Source organism: Pantoea rodasii, assembly GCF_002095465.1.
In the GTDB taxonomy this organism is placed as follows: domain Bacteria; phylum Pseudomonadota; class Gammaproteobacteria; order Enterobacterales; family Enterobacteriaceae; genus Pantoea; species Pantoea rodasii.
In genome coordinates this window covers 47,869-61,935 of the sequence record NZ_MLFP01000016.1, presented here as the reverse complement: position 1 = coordinate 61,935, position 14,067 = coordinate 47,869, and the positions used below count along the sequence as shown (strand labels likewise).

The following is a 14,067-nucleotide window of genomic DNA, read 5'->3' as shown; positions in this document are numbered from 1 at the left end:
ACGTGAAAGTTCTGACCGTATTTGGCACGCGTCCTGAGGCGATCAAAATGGCTCCGCTGGTGCAGGCACTGGCGCAGGATGCTGCGTTTGAGTCACGCCTGTGCGTCACTGCGCAGCATCGCGAAATGCTGGATCAGGTGTTGCGGCTGTTCCAGCTACAGCCCGATTATGATTTGAATATCATGCGCCCGGAACAGGGGCTGACGGAGATCACCAGCCGTATTTTGCAGGGGATGAAAACGGTGCTGGCCGATTTCCAACCCGATTTGGTGCTGGTTCACGGTGACACCACCACCACCTTCGCCGCCAGCCTGGCCGCTTTCTATCATCAAATTCCGGTGGGGCATGTGGAAGCCGGATTACGCACCGGCAACCTGATGTCACCGTGGCCAGAAGAGGCCAACCGCACCTTGACCGGCCATTTGGCCAGCTATCACTTCACGCCGACCGAAAATTCGCGCCAGAATCTGCTGCGTGAAAATCTGCCAGATGCGCGCATTTTTGTCACCGGCAATACGGTGATTGATGCGCTGCTGTGGGTGCGCGATCGGGTGCTGGATGATGCCGATCTTAACGCGCGCTTAGCGGCGCGTTATCCGTTCCTCGACGCTGAGAAAAAGCTGATTCTGGTCACTGGCCATCGCCGCGAAAGCTTTGGCGGCGGTTTTGAACGTATCTGCAGCGCGCTGGCGCAGATAGCGCGTCAGCATCCGCAGGCGCAAATCGTTTATCCGGTGCACCTCAATCCCAACGTCAGCGAGCCGGTAAACCGCATTCTCAGCGGGATCGAGAATATCATTTTGATCGAGCCGCAAGAGTACTTGCCGTTTGTCTGGCTAATGAACCGTTCCTGGCTGATCCTAACCGATTCCGGCGGTATTCAGGAAGAAGCACCGTCATTGGGTAAACCGGTTTTGGTGATGCGCGATACCACCGAACGCCCGGAAGCCGTGGATGCCGGAACCGTAAAATTGGTGGGAACAGATATCAACCGGATTGTCGTTGAAGTCAGCCAGTTGTTGCACGATGACGAAGCCTGGCAGGTCATGAGCCGAGCGCACAATCCGTATGGCGATGGCCATGCCTGCGCACGCATCCTGCAGGCACTCAAACAACACAGAGTATAATTATGCGTTTTGAAACCATTTCCGTTATCGGACTGGGCTACATTGGGCTGCCAACGGCAGCCGTTTTTGCCTCAAAGGGAAAAAAAGTGATTGGCGTGGATATCAGTGTCCGCGCGGTCGATACCATTAATCGCGGTGAGATTCACATCGTAGAGCCGGAATTGGCTGAAGTGGTACGTGATGCAGTGCAAGCCGGTTTCCTGCGTGCCACCACGCAAGCGGAACCCGCTGATGCCTTCCTGATTGCCGTGCCCACGCCTTTTATTGGCGATCATCAACCGGATCTCAGCTATGTTCAGGCCGCGGCGCTTTCGATTGCGCCGGTGTTGAAAGCGGGCGATTTGGTGATCCTGGAGTCCACGTCCCCGGTCGGCGCCACTGAACAGATGGCCGCATGGCTGGCCGATGCCCGCCCTGATCTTCGTTTCCCGCAGCACGATGATGACTGTGACGTGTTTATCGCTTACTGCCCGGAGCGCGTGCTGCCCGGTAAAGTGATGGTGGAACTGCTGGAAAACGATCGCGTGATTGGCGGCATGACGCCCGTCTGCTCAGCGCGGGCCAGTGAACTGTATCGCATCTTCTTGCGCGGTGAGTGTGTGGAAACCAACGCGCGTACTGCCGAGATGTGCAAACTCACCGAGAACAGTTTCCGCGATGTGAATATTGCTTTCGCCAACGAGCTATCGCTGATCTGCGCGGAACAACACATCAATGTTTGGGAACTGATTGCACTGGCGAACCGCCATCCGCGCGTCAATATCCTGCAACCCGGACCGGGCGTTGGCGGACACTGCATCGCTGTCGACCCGTGGTTTATCGTGGCGCAAAATCCTGAACTGGCACGTTTGATTCGCACCGCGCGCGAAGTGAATGATGCGAAACCCACGTGGGTGTTGGATCAGGTCAAACAGCAGCTTGCCGATTGCCTGACTGCCAGCGGTAAACGCGCCAGCGAGGTGACGATTGCCTGCTTCGGCCTGGCCTTCAAACCTAACATTGACGATTTACGTGAAAGCCCAGCAATGACGGTGGCACACCTGATCGCCGAGTGGCACAGCGGGCCGACGCTGGTGGTGGAGCCACACATCACCGAAATACCCGCCCGACTGGCGCATGAGGCCACGCTGGCTTCTACCGCCGAAGCGCTGCAACGCGCTGATGTCGTGGTGATGCTGGTCGACCACGCGCAGTTCCGTGCGATTGATGCAAGCCAGGTCATGCAGCCGTGGATTGTCGATACCAAAGGTGTCTGGCGATAAACTCAAAGGAGCGTCTCCATGCCCGTCCGCGTCAGTATTAATCCCCTTACGTGGGAAAGCGATTTCTTTGGCGTGAACAGCGCGCGTGTCGAACTGGATGGCGATCACTCCCTGGCGGAAGCGCTGCAGCAGCCCGATACGCTATGGCAGGCCAAAGTGCCGGCCGAGCGCACGGACGTCATTGATGCCTTGAGCCAGCACGGCTTTCAGCTGGTGGAAGGAGAGGCCGATCTCGTCATCAATATCAAACGCACCGAGCGCCAGCTCGGCGTGCGCATTGCACGTGAAGCGCAAATCCCAGCATTACGTGAAGCGGCATCGCAGGCATTCCGCCAAAGCCGTTTTCGTGCGCCCTGGTTCAACGCCGATGACAGCGGGCGCTTTTACGCGCAATGGATTGAGAACGCGGTGCGCGGCACTTTCGATCACCAATGCCTGGTGGCCAGCGATGAAAGCGGTAGCTTGCAGGGCTTCGTCTCAATGCGTGAAATAAACGGCGATGCGCGTATCGGCTTGCTCGCAGTATTGCCTGACGCGCAGGGTAAAGGCATCGGGCAACGCTTGCTGTTGGCCGCAGCAGATTGGGGCCGTGTGCGGCATCTTGAGCGTCTGTATGTGGCGACACAACTCAGCAATCTCACGGCGATGCGCCTCTATTTACGCAGCGGTGCCCGGCTGGAAAGCACCGCTTACTGGTTTTACAGGAAAGACTGATGATCCCATTTAATGCACCGCCGATTGTCGGCAGCGAAGTTGAATACATGCAGTCGGCAATGGCCAGCGGCAAACTCTGTGGTGATGGCGGTTTTACGCGTCGCTGTCAGCAGTGGATGGAGCAGCACTTTGGCAGCAAAAAGGTATTGCTGACACCCTCCTGCACCGCATCACTGGAAATGGCCGCGCTGCTGATTGATATCCAGCCCGGCGATGAAGTGATCATGCCGAGTTATACCTTTGTCTCCACCGCCAATGCCTTTGTGCTGCGCGGTGCGGTTATTGTGTTTGTTGATGTACGCCCTGACACGCTGAATATCGATGAAACTTTGATTGAAGCGGCGATCACTGAGAAAACCCGCGCAATTGTGCCGGTGCACTATGCGGGCGTGGCCTGTGAGATGGATAGTATTATGGCGCTGGCGGCGAAGCATCAGCTCTTTGTGATTGAGGATGCCGCACAAGGCGTGATGTCGCAGTACAAGGGACGTGCGCTCGGCACCATTGGCCACATTGGCTGCTTTAGCTTCCATGAAACCAAAAACTACACCGCTGGCGGTGAAGGTGGCGCAACGCTGATCAATGACGCGAAGCTGGTGGAGCGCGCGGAGATCATCCGCGAAAAGGGCACTAACCGTAGCCAGTTCTTCCGTGGCCAGGTGGATAAATACACCTGGCGTGATATCGGCTCGAGTTATCTCATGGCCGATTTGCAGGCGGCCTATTTGTGGGCGCAGCTGGAAGCGGCTGAGCGCATTAATCAGCAGCGTTTGCGCCTGTGGCAGCGCTATTATGATGCGCTGCAACCGCTGGCGGCGGCAGGACGCATCGAGCTACCGGTGGTGCCAAAAAATTGCCTTCACAACGCGCATATGTTTTACATCAAACTGCGCGACAGCGACGATCGCCAGGCGCTTATCAACTGGATGAAAGAGGCGGAAATCCTCACGGTGTTCCACTACATTCCCTTGCACTCTTCGCCAGCCGGTGAACGTTTTGGTCGCTTCCACGGCGATGACCGCTTCACCACCAAAGAGAGTGAGCGCCTGCTGCGCCTGCCGCTGTTCTATAACTTGTCGGACAACAATCAGCGCACGGTTATCAGTTCGCTGCTGAGTTTCTTTGCCTGATGTCGTTAGCCAAAGCCTCGGTCTGGACAGCCTCATCAACGCTGGTAAAAATCATCGCCGGTTTACTGGTGGTGAAACTGCTGGCAGTAAGCTTCGGGCCCGAGGGCGTTGGGCAAGCCGGTAACTTTCGTCAGCTGATTACCGTATTGGGTGTATTGGCCGGCGCGGGCATTTTCAACGGCGTCACTACCTACATCGCCCAGTTCCAGCAACAGCCGGAGCAGCTTCGTGCGGTAACCGGCACGGCATCGAGCATGGTGATCGGCTTTTCCACGCTGGTGGCGCTGGTGTTCTTGCTGGCAGCAGGGCCGATCAGCCAGGCGCTGTTTGGTCATGACGACTATGCCAATGTGGTGAGGATCGTGGCCTTTTTGCAGTTCGGCATTGCCTGGGCCAATCTGACGCTGGCATTGCTCAAGGGCTTTCGCGATGCGCGCGGCAATGCGCTGGCGCTGATTAGCGGCAGCCTCGTGGGCGTTGTAGGCTATGTGCTGTGCTGGTGGCTGGGCGGCTATGCCGGAGCGTTAGTCGGTTTAGCGCTGGTGCCTGCACTGTTAGTGTTCCCGGCATTGCTGATGCTGCGTCATCATCGTCAGGTACTGCCACTGCGCTGGTTAAAACCGACGTGGCATCCTGAGTTAGCGCGCAATCTGGCGAAGTTTACTCTGATGGCGTTAATCACCTCCGTCACGTTGCCGGTGGCGTGGGTGATGATGCGAAATCTGCTGGCTGAGCAGCAGGGTTGGGCGCAGGTGGGATTGTGGCAAGCCGTCACCAGTATTTCTGATGCCTACCTGCAGTTTATCACCGCTACCTTTAGCGTCTGGTTATTGCCGACGCTGGCACGACTGGAAAGCAAACCGCAAATCGCGCGTGAAATAGGGCGTGCCCTGCGTTTTGTTCTGCCCGCCGTGGCGGCAGCCAGCTTTTGCGTGTGGTTACTGCGTGATGTGGCGATCTGGTTACTGTTTTCCCCGCAGTTTACCGCGATGCGTGACCTGTTTGTCTGGCAGTTATGCGGTGACGTCTTTAAAGTGGGCGCCTATGTTTTTGGCTACCTGGTGATCGCTAAGGCGTCGCTGCGTTTCTATATTCTGATGGAAATCAGCCAGTTCACGCTGCTGACGGCGTTCTCTCATTGGCTGATCCCTTTGCATGGTACTGCCGGAGCCGCACAAGCCTATATGGCGACCTACGTGCTTTACTTCGCCCTTTGCTGTGGCGCTTTCATGATTTATTGCCGGAAAAAATGACTCTATTTCACGTGCTGGGATCGGATATCCCACATCACAACCACACGGTGTTGCGCTTCTTTAATGAAGTGATGCCTGCCGAACTGCCGGGTGATGCCCCGCGTCAGTTCATGGTGGTGACCTCTGCGCCAGCGTCTCTGCAGGCCTACACCGCATTGCATATCGAAACTTTTAGCAGCAAGCGCGATCTGGCACAGGCGGTGGTGGCCCGTGCCGCCAATCGTTCGCAACGTTTCTTCTTTCATGGCCAGTTCAATCCGCACATCTGGTTAGCGCTGCTGAGCGGCAAACTGCAGCGTCAGCAGGCGTTCTGGCATGTGTGGGGCGCGGATTTGTACGAAGAGGGACGCGGCCTGAAGTATCAGCTTTTTTATTTGCTGCGCCGCATGGCACAACGTCGCCTTGCTCACGTATTCGCTACGCGCGGAGATCTGCATCACTACCAGCAGCGTCATTCACGTGTGCCGACGTCGCTGCTCTATTTCCCCACCCGCATGCCCGAAGCTGCGGTACCAGCCGCAGCGGCAGGAGAGGAATTGACGCTATTGCTGGGCAATTCTGGCGATCGCAGTAACCGCCACCTGGAAGGCTTGCAGGCGATTCGTACCCAGTTTGGCGAAAACGTGAAAGTGCTGGTGCCGCTCGGTTACCCGGAAAATAATCACGCCTATCTCGACGAGATCGCCGCCGCTGCGCTACATCTGTTCCCGCAGGGGCAAGTCACGTTATTGCGCAACAAGATAGATTTTGACACCTATCTGCGATTGCTCAGTGGCTGCCAGCTCGGCTATTTTATGTTCGAACGTCAACAGGGTATTGGAACGCTGTGTTTGTTAATCCAGGCCAATATTCCTTTTGTACTGAACCGAAAGAATCCATTCTGGCGCGATCTCAGTGAGCAGGGTTTACCGGTTTTATTCAGCGAGGATGCACTGGATGCGTCCAGCGTTGCCGAAGCGCAGCGCCAGTTGGCGCACTGTGATAAATCCGCGATTGCTTTTTTGCTCCTGGCTATCTGGCAGGCTGGCGCAACGCATTGACCCTGAGCGAAAGGGAGAGAACATGAGCCTGATGCAGTTTAGTGGTCTGCTGGTGGTTTATCTGTTCTCGCTGGGTTTCATTTTGACTTTGACCTGGCGGGAATTTAAACGGGTGCGTTTTAACTTCCACCTGTTCTTTACCATTCTGTATTTATTGACGTTTTACTTTGGCTTCCCCCTGACTAGTGTGCTGGTTTTCCGCTTCAATGTGGAAGTGGTGCCAGTGGCATTCTTGCTACAGGCGCTGCTGGCCGCCACCAGTTTCTACGCCATCTATTACGTCAGCTATAAAGTCCGTTTAAGGCCGATTAACGCCACGCCGCGCAAACCCTGGCTGCAGATGAACCGTGTCGAAACCCATCTGACGTGCTTGTTGTTGGCGCTGGTGGCGATTGGCACGGTGACGGTGTTCTTTATGCATAACGGCCTGCTGCTGTTCCGACTCTCTGCCTATAACCAGATCTTCTCCAGCGAAGTGTCGGGTGTGGCGCTCAAACGTTTCTTCTACTTCTTTATTCCGGCGATGCTGATCCGCTATTTCCTCAACCCCACGCAGCGCCAGTGGCTGTGGTTTTTGCTGGTGTCGGTGGCGTTTGGTTTACTGACCTATGCGCTGGTGGGCGGGACGCGTGCCAACATCATTATCGCTTTCGCTCTGTTCCTGTTCATTGGTATTACGCGCGGTTGGATCACTTTATGGATGCTGGTGGGGGCAGGCGTGATGGCGATTGCGGGCATGTTCTGGCTGGCGCTACGGCGTTATAACCTTGATGTGGTGGGTGACGAGGCGTTTTATACTTTCCTGTATTTAACACGTGATACCTTCTCACCCTGGGAAAACCTCGCGCTGTTATTGCAGAATTACGACAAGATTGATTTCCAGGGGCTGGCACCGATTTGGCGTGACTTTTATGTCTTTATTCCGAGCTGGCTATGGCCAGGACGCCCATCGATTGTGCTCAACAGCGCCAACTACTTTACCTGGGAAGTGCTGAACAACCATTCAGGACTGGCGATTTCACCGACTCTACTGGGCTCGCTATTGGTGATGGGGGGCGTCTGGTTTATCCCGCTCGGCGCGATTGCCGTGGGTTGGCTGATGAAAGGGTTCGATAGCCTCTATCAGCAGGGCCGTGATGCTTCCAATCGCTATAGCGGGGCGATCCTGCAAAGTTTCTGCTTTGGCGCGGTGTTCAACATGATCGTGCTGGCGCGTGAAGGGCTGGATGCTTTCGGATCGCGCGTGGTGTTCTTTTGTCTTATTTTTGCTGCCTGCATGGCGGTGGCTAAATTGTTGTACTGGCTGTTAGCGCGCGCGGGGTTGATTCGCGCTCGCAGCGAGCCGGTGGTTCATAGCCTGTCTTAACCTTTGGGAAAATGATTCATGAAAACCGATATGTCGCGCTATAACCTGCGCGGTGTCGATCTTCACGCCTTTAACGATATGGATAGCTTCCTGCACTTCCTGCTGCCGAATGGCCAGCCGCGTTGCGGCACGCTGGTGGCAATGAATGCTGAGAAGATGCTGACGCTGGAAGAAGATGCTCAGCTGCGCGCGCTGATTGCCGAGGCGGAATTTAAATATCCGGATGGTATTAGCGTGGTACGTTCATTACGTAAAAAGTATCCGCAGCTGCAGGTTAACCGCATCGCTGGCGCCGATTTGTGGGAAGCCTTGATGGAGCGTGCGGGTCGCAGCGCTATTCCGGTGTTTCTGATTGGCGGTCGTCAGGCCATGTTAGATGAGACCTGCGCTAAACTGCGTCGCCAGTGGAATGTAAATATCGTCGGCAGTCAGGATGGTTATTTCGCGCCCGCCGAACGCGATGCGCTGTTTGCGCGCATTGCGGCCAGCGGCGCGAAGATCGTCACGGTGGCCCAGGGGTCACCGCGCCAGGAGTTGCTGATGCGTGATTGCCGCGCGTACTGGCCGCATGCACTGTATATGGGCGTGGGCGGCACCTACGATGTGTTTACCGGCCATGTCGCTCGCGCACCGCGTATCTGGCAGAGATTAGGGCTGGAATGGCTCTATCGTCTGATTCGTCAGCCCTCACGTCTGCGTCGGCAATTAAAACTGCTGAAATATTTGCGCTATCATTGGCGTGGCGATCTCTGATATCGCTGTTTTTTTCAGCAATATCATCACTGCAACCAGCAAAACTGCATTAATTATCGACGGAATGCACAAAGCGTAATCAAACGCGTTTTTTTTATAAAAAAGCGCTGGACAGTATGAGGTCAAGCCCGTAGTATGCCCATCCGCAACGGCGCTACGCGCCCGTAGCTCAGCTGGATAGAGCGCTGCCCTCCGGAGGCAGAGGTCTCAGGTTCGAATCCTGTCGGGCGCGCCATTTAGTTTGTGCGCAAGAGCTTCGGTGGTTGGTCTAACCGCGTTATGCAGTGAAAATAGTAAGCAGAGATGCTTACGCACCAGAATTATGGTGGCTATAGCTCAGTTGGTAGAGCCCTGGATTGTGATTCCAGTTGTCGTGGGTTCGAGTCCCATTAGCCACCCCAAATTTTGCTGGGCACGCGATGGTGGCGGAATTGGTAGACGCGCTAGCTTCAGGTGTTAGTGTTCTTACGGACGTGAGGGTTCAAGTCCCTCCCTTCGCACCAGGCAAAATTACGCGGTAGCGTGAAGAAATAAGATACAGAAAAAATCGGCGAGTAGCGCAGCTTGGTAGCGCAACTGGTTTGGGACCAGTGGGTCGGAGGTTCGAATCCTCTCTCGCCGACCATATTCGAAAAGCCTGCTAGAAATAGCAGGCTTTTTTCGTTTCTGCTTTCCCTCTGTTTGACTCAAACCTCAAACCTCAAACCTCAAACCTCAAACCTCAAACCTCAAACCTCACAGCTCACAATTCGTAACTTACAGCCGTAGCTCACAGCCACAGCTCAAACCTCGCAGTTCATATCTCACAGCCCACAGCCTCATTAACCACGCTTCCTGACATTGTCGTCAGAATGAGACTTATAACCCATTGATTTAAAAGTGACTGACAGTTCCTTGCATTGCTTGTCGTTGAGAGGAGACAGCTGAGGGGGGGAAGTGTAGCGATATCACGACGCACCATTAAGCCAGAGATGACGGAACAAAATATCTGACTGATTTTAAATGACTTATCTTGATGAATGCAGTTTTGGCACGAGTTATGCAATAATAACGCTGTAGATGCTCATTCCACCTCTTATGTTTGCTGATGCTACATAAACCTGGGAATGATGCAGAGCCCCTTACGGTATCCGTTGTCCAGCCTGGCAGTATTTGCGCACGCTTTACTGCAGTAAGAAGGACATTACGTTGAGTCGGATACCATCAGTTGTCTGAACGACCTGATCTTACACCTGCTTATGGCAGGTGTTTTTTTATCTGCAATTTGCCAGCTCCTCCTATCCTTCAGGCAAAAAAAAGCCGGGACAAGCCCGGCGTGCACAAAAGTAACAATCGTTAAATCAAGCGTTTGGATTAGTCTTTAAGGTGAGAAGCAGGCCTTCACGGCGCATGTTGGCCGCGTCTTCAGGGCGATGCAGACGATCGTAAACATCGGCCAGCCAGGCATAATCATAGGCATCTGGGCGTTGTGCCAGCGCTTGCTGGAAGGCTTCTGCCGCCTGCTGCCATTCGCCGTGGCGCATCAGCATCTGGCCTAGTGTGCTGTGCAGCAGAGGCGTAGCGCCATGTTGTTTAATCTGCTGGCGCAACGCTTTCTCCAGCGCTTGCGGGTCGCCACTTTTAATACGTGGCATCAGCAATACCAGGCGATCGTCATACTGGCGCTTTAACCCTTCCAGCACGATGCTTTGCGCGGTATCAGGGTCGTCACACTCAATCAGATGTTCAACCATTGCCACCTGCAGCGCCGTTTCCTGACGGGTTTTGCGGCTCTGATTTTGCCACCATTTCTTCAGGCCTTCGCTGCCCTGATCGGCCATCGCCTGATTCATCAGACCCAGCCAGGCCTGCTGCTGCAGCGCATCACGATAGGCTTCATCATTGATCTGTGATTTTTGCATGGATGGCAGAATATCGAGCAGTGCGCCCCATGCGCCAGTGCGAACATAAGCCTGCTCAGCTAAGCGCAGCACTTCCGGATGGCGCGGCGCGACTTCCAGCAAGCGATCGATACCGTGGCGCGCGGCGTGGTCTTCATTGCGTGCCAGCTGCAAGCGCACGCGGGTGATCTCCACCGGAATAGTGTCATTCTCGGACAGCTCAGACGCACGTTCCAGATGTTGATTGGCCCGTACTTCATCTCCGCGCTGTTGCGCCGCTTCGGCTGCCAGCAAATAGTTGGCGACCGGTTGATCGGCGTGATCGGCATTCTTCGAGAGCAGCTTTTCAGCCTGCTTATAGTCGCCTTCAGCCAGCTTCATCAACGCGCTTTGCGTATGACGTTGCGCGCTGCGGCGCTTACGACCAACAAACCAGCCACGGGTGCGCGCGCCAGTGCGTAACACGCGGCGCAGTATCCATTCAATCAGTAAAATGACCAGCAGGCTGAGGATCAAGATGATCGCCAGACCAGTTACGCTGGTTTCCACGTTCCAGTTATCGGTTTGAATCAGTACGTAGCCTTGATGGCCAGCAACCATTGGCCCCAACACCACGCCCGCAATCAACAGCAGGAAAAGCACCAATACTTTAAGCATGCTTAGCCTCCCTGTTGAGCTGCCGGAGCCGAAGGCTGCGCCAGCAGGTTTCGCACACGAGTCTGCATCAGTTTTTCCAACAGCGCCTGGCTTTCCAGCGTATCGGGCACATCCATCGTGATGTTTTGCTGACTCAGTTCATCCAGTTGGGCGAGGAACGCTTTGGTCGCGGCATCATTGGTGTCATACCAGGCGCGTACCCATGTTGATACCGCATCAATCGACTGTTTGTAGATTTCATCCTGATGGCGAGGAACGGCCTGAGCGGCAATCAACAGACGCGAGCGAATGTTTTCGCGCAAATACACGTCCTGATTCGGTGCCAGCAACGGCTGTGCGGTGTTATCACGGCGGCGGATGGTAATGAAATCATCCATGAAGTTGTGCCAGCTCTTCACCAGGTTTTGACGCCATTCGTGCAGCGAGCTGGAAAGCTCTCCGCCATCGGCATCCATCGGCGAATCATCACTGTCATTATCGGCCAGACGCAGATTATCTACGCCGTTCGACAGCTGATTGAGTTTGAGGATGATGCCATCGTAATCGACCTGGCTCACCGTTGAGAGTGAACTGATATCCTGAGTCAGCGCACGACGTACATTCATTACGCTCGGATCGTTCATATCCGCCAGGCTGGTATCGGCGCTTTTCAGCAGTGTAGCCGCGGTGGTGACATCCTGATCGCTCCACAGCTTACGACCCGCCAGTTTCACCAGGTAATCGGCTTGCGCCAACAGCCAGGTGCGGGTGTCGTTGCCGGAAATGGTCGCGACTTTGTCACGCAGGGTTTCCAGCTCTTTAGCGCTGTTATCCTGCTGGGTGCGCGCTTCCTGCAATGCGGTGTTGGCCGCATCAAGCTGTTGCGTCAGCTGTTGTTTGTCGCTGCCCAGTTGCTGCTGCAACGCGCTGAGTTGTTCACTCAGATTCTGGTTAGTCTGAGCCTGTAAATCGGCCTGGTGTTTCCCATTGAGGTAAAGTCCTGCGCCAATCGCCAGCGCAATCACAATCGCCACCGCACTCAGTACTTTGCCATCGCTTTTTTTATCGCGAGGCTTTTTACCGGCTGGCGTGGGCGAAGTATCCGCTGGGGTGGTTTCTTCAACCATGGCGGAGGAGGCTTTTTGTTCCGTCATTATGGCTCATCCCATTGTTAAGTTCAGCGTAACGCGCGCAGCAACGCATCGTTATCGGCACCATCGGCTACATCAATGTCCTGCCAGCCTAATTCGGCGGCTTGTGTAGCCAAACGCTCACTGACGACTACCAGCCGACAGTGCAATAGCCATTCCCGACGGTCAATTGGCGGAAACAGCGCAAACAGTTGTTGTAACATCTCACCACTGGTGACCACCAGCGTAGTAATACCGCGATCGCGCCAGCGGCGCCCTTCAATGGCACCTTCGTATTGTTTTTCACAGCGCTGGTAGCATTCGCAATATTCAACTTGCGCACCGCGCGCCAGCAGCGTTTCTGCCAGCAGCTCACGGCCTGGGCTTCCGCGCAGGATCAGCGCACGTTTGCCTTCAACGCGCTGTAAACGGTTGAGACGCACCAGCTCTTCGCTGGTCTCCCGCGCATGAGGATAGTCTACTTTCAGGTGACTGACGGTATGCAGTGCCAAAGCGGTGCTGCGACCAATGGCATAGTAGTCGAGTTTTTCTGGCCAGGAGAGGCTATTGCGCGCAAGGGCAGGATGGGCAAAAAGCACCACCTGCTGCGACAGTAAAAACACCAAGTCGCCGGGCTGCAGTGACGCCAGCTGTTGCGGCAGATGTTGGAGATCGCGACCCGGTGTGAATTCAATCAGCGGTAAGGTCCACGCCAGTTTGCCCTGGGTTCGCAGGCGCGAAACCAATTCACTGGCGGCGGGTTCCGGTCGGGTCACGAGGATGGTCATGCCGGAGGTTGTCCCTGATAGACGTCACGCAAAATGTCACGCGCGCCGCCATCGAGCAGTTCTTCCGCCAGTGAAATGCCCATCTGTTCAGCCTGTTCACGTGGACCGCGACGTTCACCGACCACCATGTGATGGCCATCTGGCGAGCCCACCAAACCACGCAGCCACAGCTGATCGTCGGTTAGCACCGCAAAGCTGCCGATCGGCACCTGACAGCCTCCTTCGAGCCGCGTATTCATCGCGCGTTCCGCACGCACGCACACATCGGTATCTGCGTGATTGAGTGCCTGAAGTAACGTCATTAATTCGTGATCGTCCAGACGGCATTCAATACCAACGGCGCCCTGGCCAACTGCAGGCAGGGAGATCTCAGCAGGCATAGCCTGGCGAATGCGATCGTTAAGGCCTAAACGCTTGAGGCCGGCCGCCGCAAGAATAATCGCGTCATATTCGCCCGCATCCAGTTTGCCTAAACGGGTGCCCACATTGCCGCGCAGCGAGCGAATGATCAAATCGGGACGACGTGCACTGAGCTGACACTGACGACGCAGACTGGACGTTCCCACAATCGCGCCCTGCGGCAGTTCATCAATGCTGTTATAAAGGTTGGAGACGAAAGCATCGCGCGGATCTTCGCGCTCGCAGATGGTCACCAGCCCTAAACCTTCAGGGAAATCCACTGGGACATCTTTCATGGAATGCACGGCAAGGTCAGCACGGTTTTCCAGCATGGCCAGTTCGAGTTCTTTGACAAACAGGCCTTTGCCTCCGACTTTAGCCAGCGGCGTGTCGAGGATGATGTCACCTTTCGTCACCATCGGCACCAGTTCGACTTGCAGGCCCGGATGCGCCGCCATCAAACGCTGTTGGACATATTGTGCCTGCCACAGAGCAAGGGGACTTTGTCTGGTAGCAATTCTGAAAATTTTGTTTAACATGCTGTTAACCATTTTGATCGTTCATCGATTATCCTATCATTGATAGGGGA

The 14,067-nt window shown here is 55.2% G+C and carries 11 protein-coding genes, 4 tRNA genes and 1 pseudogene; 12 read left to right on the top strand and 4 right to left on the bottom strand.

Translation table 11 applies throughout. From position 1 onward, the window contains the following. Window positions 1-2 precede the first annotated feature (2 nt). The 12 genes and pseudogenes from wecB to HA45_RS17925 all read left to right on the top strand — a co-directional run bounded on the left by wecB (window position 3) and on the right by HA45_RS17925 (window position 9,270). Window positions 3-1,127, top strand: coding sequence for a non-hydrolyzing UDP-N-acetylglucosamine 2-epimerase (wecB, locus tag HA45_RS17980; RefSeq protein WP_100701479.1), 1,125 nt, complete (start codon window positions 3-5; stop codon window positions 1,125-1,127). A gap of 2 nt (window positions 1,128-1,129) precedes the next feature. Continuing rightward, window positions 1,130-2,389 (top strand): UDP-N-acetyl-D-mannosamine dehydrogenase, encoded by a 1,260-nt coding sequence (gene wecC / locus HA45_RS17975; protein ID WP_100701478.1) that lies wholly within the window; start codon window positions 1,130-1,132, stop codon window positions 2,387-2,389. 18 nt (window positions 2,390-2,407) lie between these two features. Next, entirely contained in the window at window positions 2,408-3,103 is a 696-nt protein-coding gene (gene rffC / locus HA45_RS17970; RefSeq protein WP_100701477.1) for a dTDP-4-amino-4,6-dideoxy-D-galactose acyltransferase, read from the top strand. Beyond that, complete coding sequence (rffA, locus tag HA45_RS17965; RefSeq protein WP_100701476.1) at window positions 3,103-4,233, top strand: dTDP-4-amino-4,6-dideoxygalactose transaminase; 1,131 nt, start codon at window positions 3,103-3,105, stop codon at window positions 4,231-4,233. The genes rffC and rffA overlap by 1 nt, the downstream gene beginning before the upstream one ends. Further along, window positions 4,233-5,486 carry a lipid III flippase WzxE gene (gene wzxE / locus HA45_RS17960; protein WP_100701475.1) on the top strand — a complete coding sequence of 418 codons (1,254 nt, stop codon included), beginning with the start codon at window positions 4,233-4,235 and terminating at the stop codon, window positions 5,484-5,486. The genes rffA and wzxE overlap by 1 nt, the downstream gene beginning before the upstream one ends. Then, a pseudogene (gene wecF, locus HA45_RS17955) lies at window positions 5,483-6,552 on the top strand (TDP-N-acetylfucosamine:lipid II N-acetylfucosaminyltransferase). The gene wzxE and the pseudogene wecF overlap by 4 nt, the downstream one beginning before the upstream one ends. After that, window positions 6,549-7,892 carry an ECA oligosaccharide polymerase gene (gene wzyE, locus HA45_RS17950; RefSeq protein WP_100701473.1) on the top strand — a complete coding sequence of 448 codons (1,344 nt, stop codon included), beginning with the start codon at window positions 6,549-6,551 and terminating at the stop codon, window positions 7,890-7,892. The pseudogene wecF and the gene wzyE overlap by 4 nt, the downstream one beginning before the upstream one ends. Before the next feature lie 18 nt (window positions 7,893-7,910). Then, complete coding sequence (gene wecG / locus HA45_RS17945) at window positions 7,911-8,645, top strand: lipopolysaccharide N-acetylmannosaminouronosyltransferase (RefSeq protein ID WP_100701472.1); 735 nt, start codon at window positions 7,911-7,913, stop codon at window positions 8,643-8,645. A gap of 158 nt (window positions 8,646-8,803) precedes the next feature. Beyond that, window positions 8,804-8,880 (top strand) — tRNA-Arg (locus HA45_RS17940). Window positions 8,881-8,970: 90 nt separating this feature from the next. After that, a tRNA-His gene (locus HA45_RS17935) sits at window positions 8,971-9,046 on the top strand. A 15-nt stretch (window positions 9,047-9,061) separates the two neighbouring features. Continuing rightward, window positions 9,062-9,148 (top strand) — tRNA-Leu (locus HA45_RS17930). Window positions 9,149-9,193: 45 nt separating this feature from the next. After that, window positions 9,194-9,270 (top strand) — tRNA-Pro (locus HA45_RS17925). A 715-nt stretch (window positions 9,271-9,985) separates the two neighbouring features. On the opposite strand, the gene hemY is transcribed toward HA45_RS17925, so the two are convergent. Genes hemY through hemC form a run of 4 tightly spaced genes read right to left on the bottom strand, consistent with a single transcriptional unit; the run spans window position 9,986 to window position 14,017 of the window. Then, window positions 9,986-11,182, bottom strand: a complete 1,197-nt coding sequence (hemY, locus tag HA45_RS17920) for a protoheme IX biogenesis protein HemY (protein WP_100701471.1) — start codon at window positions 11,180-11,182, stop codon at window positions 9,986-9,988. A 2-nt stretch (window positions 11,183-11,184) separates the two neighbouring features. Continuing rightward, window positions 11,185-12,315: a uroporphyrinogen-III C-methyltransferase gene (gene hemX / locus HA45_RS17915; RefSeq protein ID WP_100701470.1), complete on the bottom strand. Its 1,131-nt coding sequence runs from the start codon at window positions 12,313-12,315 to the stop codon at window positions 11,185-11,187. Between the two features lie 23 nt (window positions 12,316-12,338). After that, entirely contained in the window at window positions 12,339-13,079 is a 741-nt protein-coding gene (gene hemD / locus HA45_RS17910; protein WP_100701469.1) for a uroporphyrinogen-III synthase, read from the bottom strand. Continuing rightward, window positions 13,076-14,017: a hydroxymethylbilane synthase gene (hemC, locus tag HA45_RS17905; RefSeq protein WP_100701651.1), complete on the bottom strand. Its 942-nt coding sequence runs from the start codon at window positions 14,015-14,017 to the stop codon at window positions 13,076-13,078. The genes hemD and hemC overlap by 4 nt, the downstream gene beginning before the upstream one ends. Window positions 14,018-14,067 lie beyond the last annotated feature (50 nt).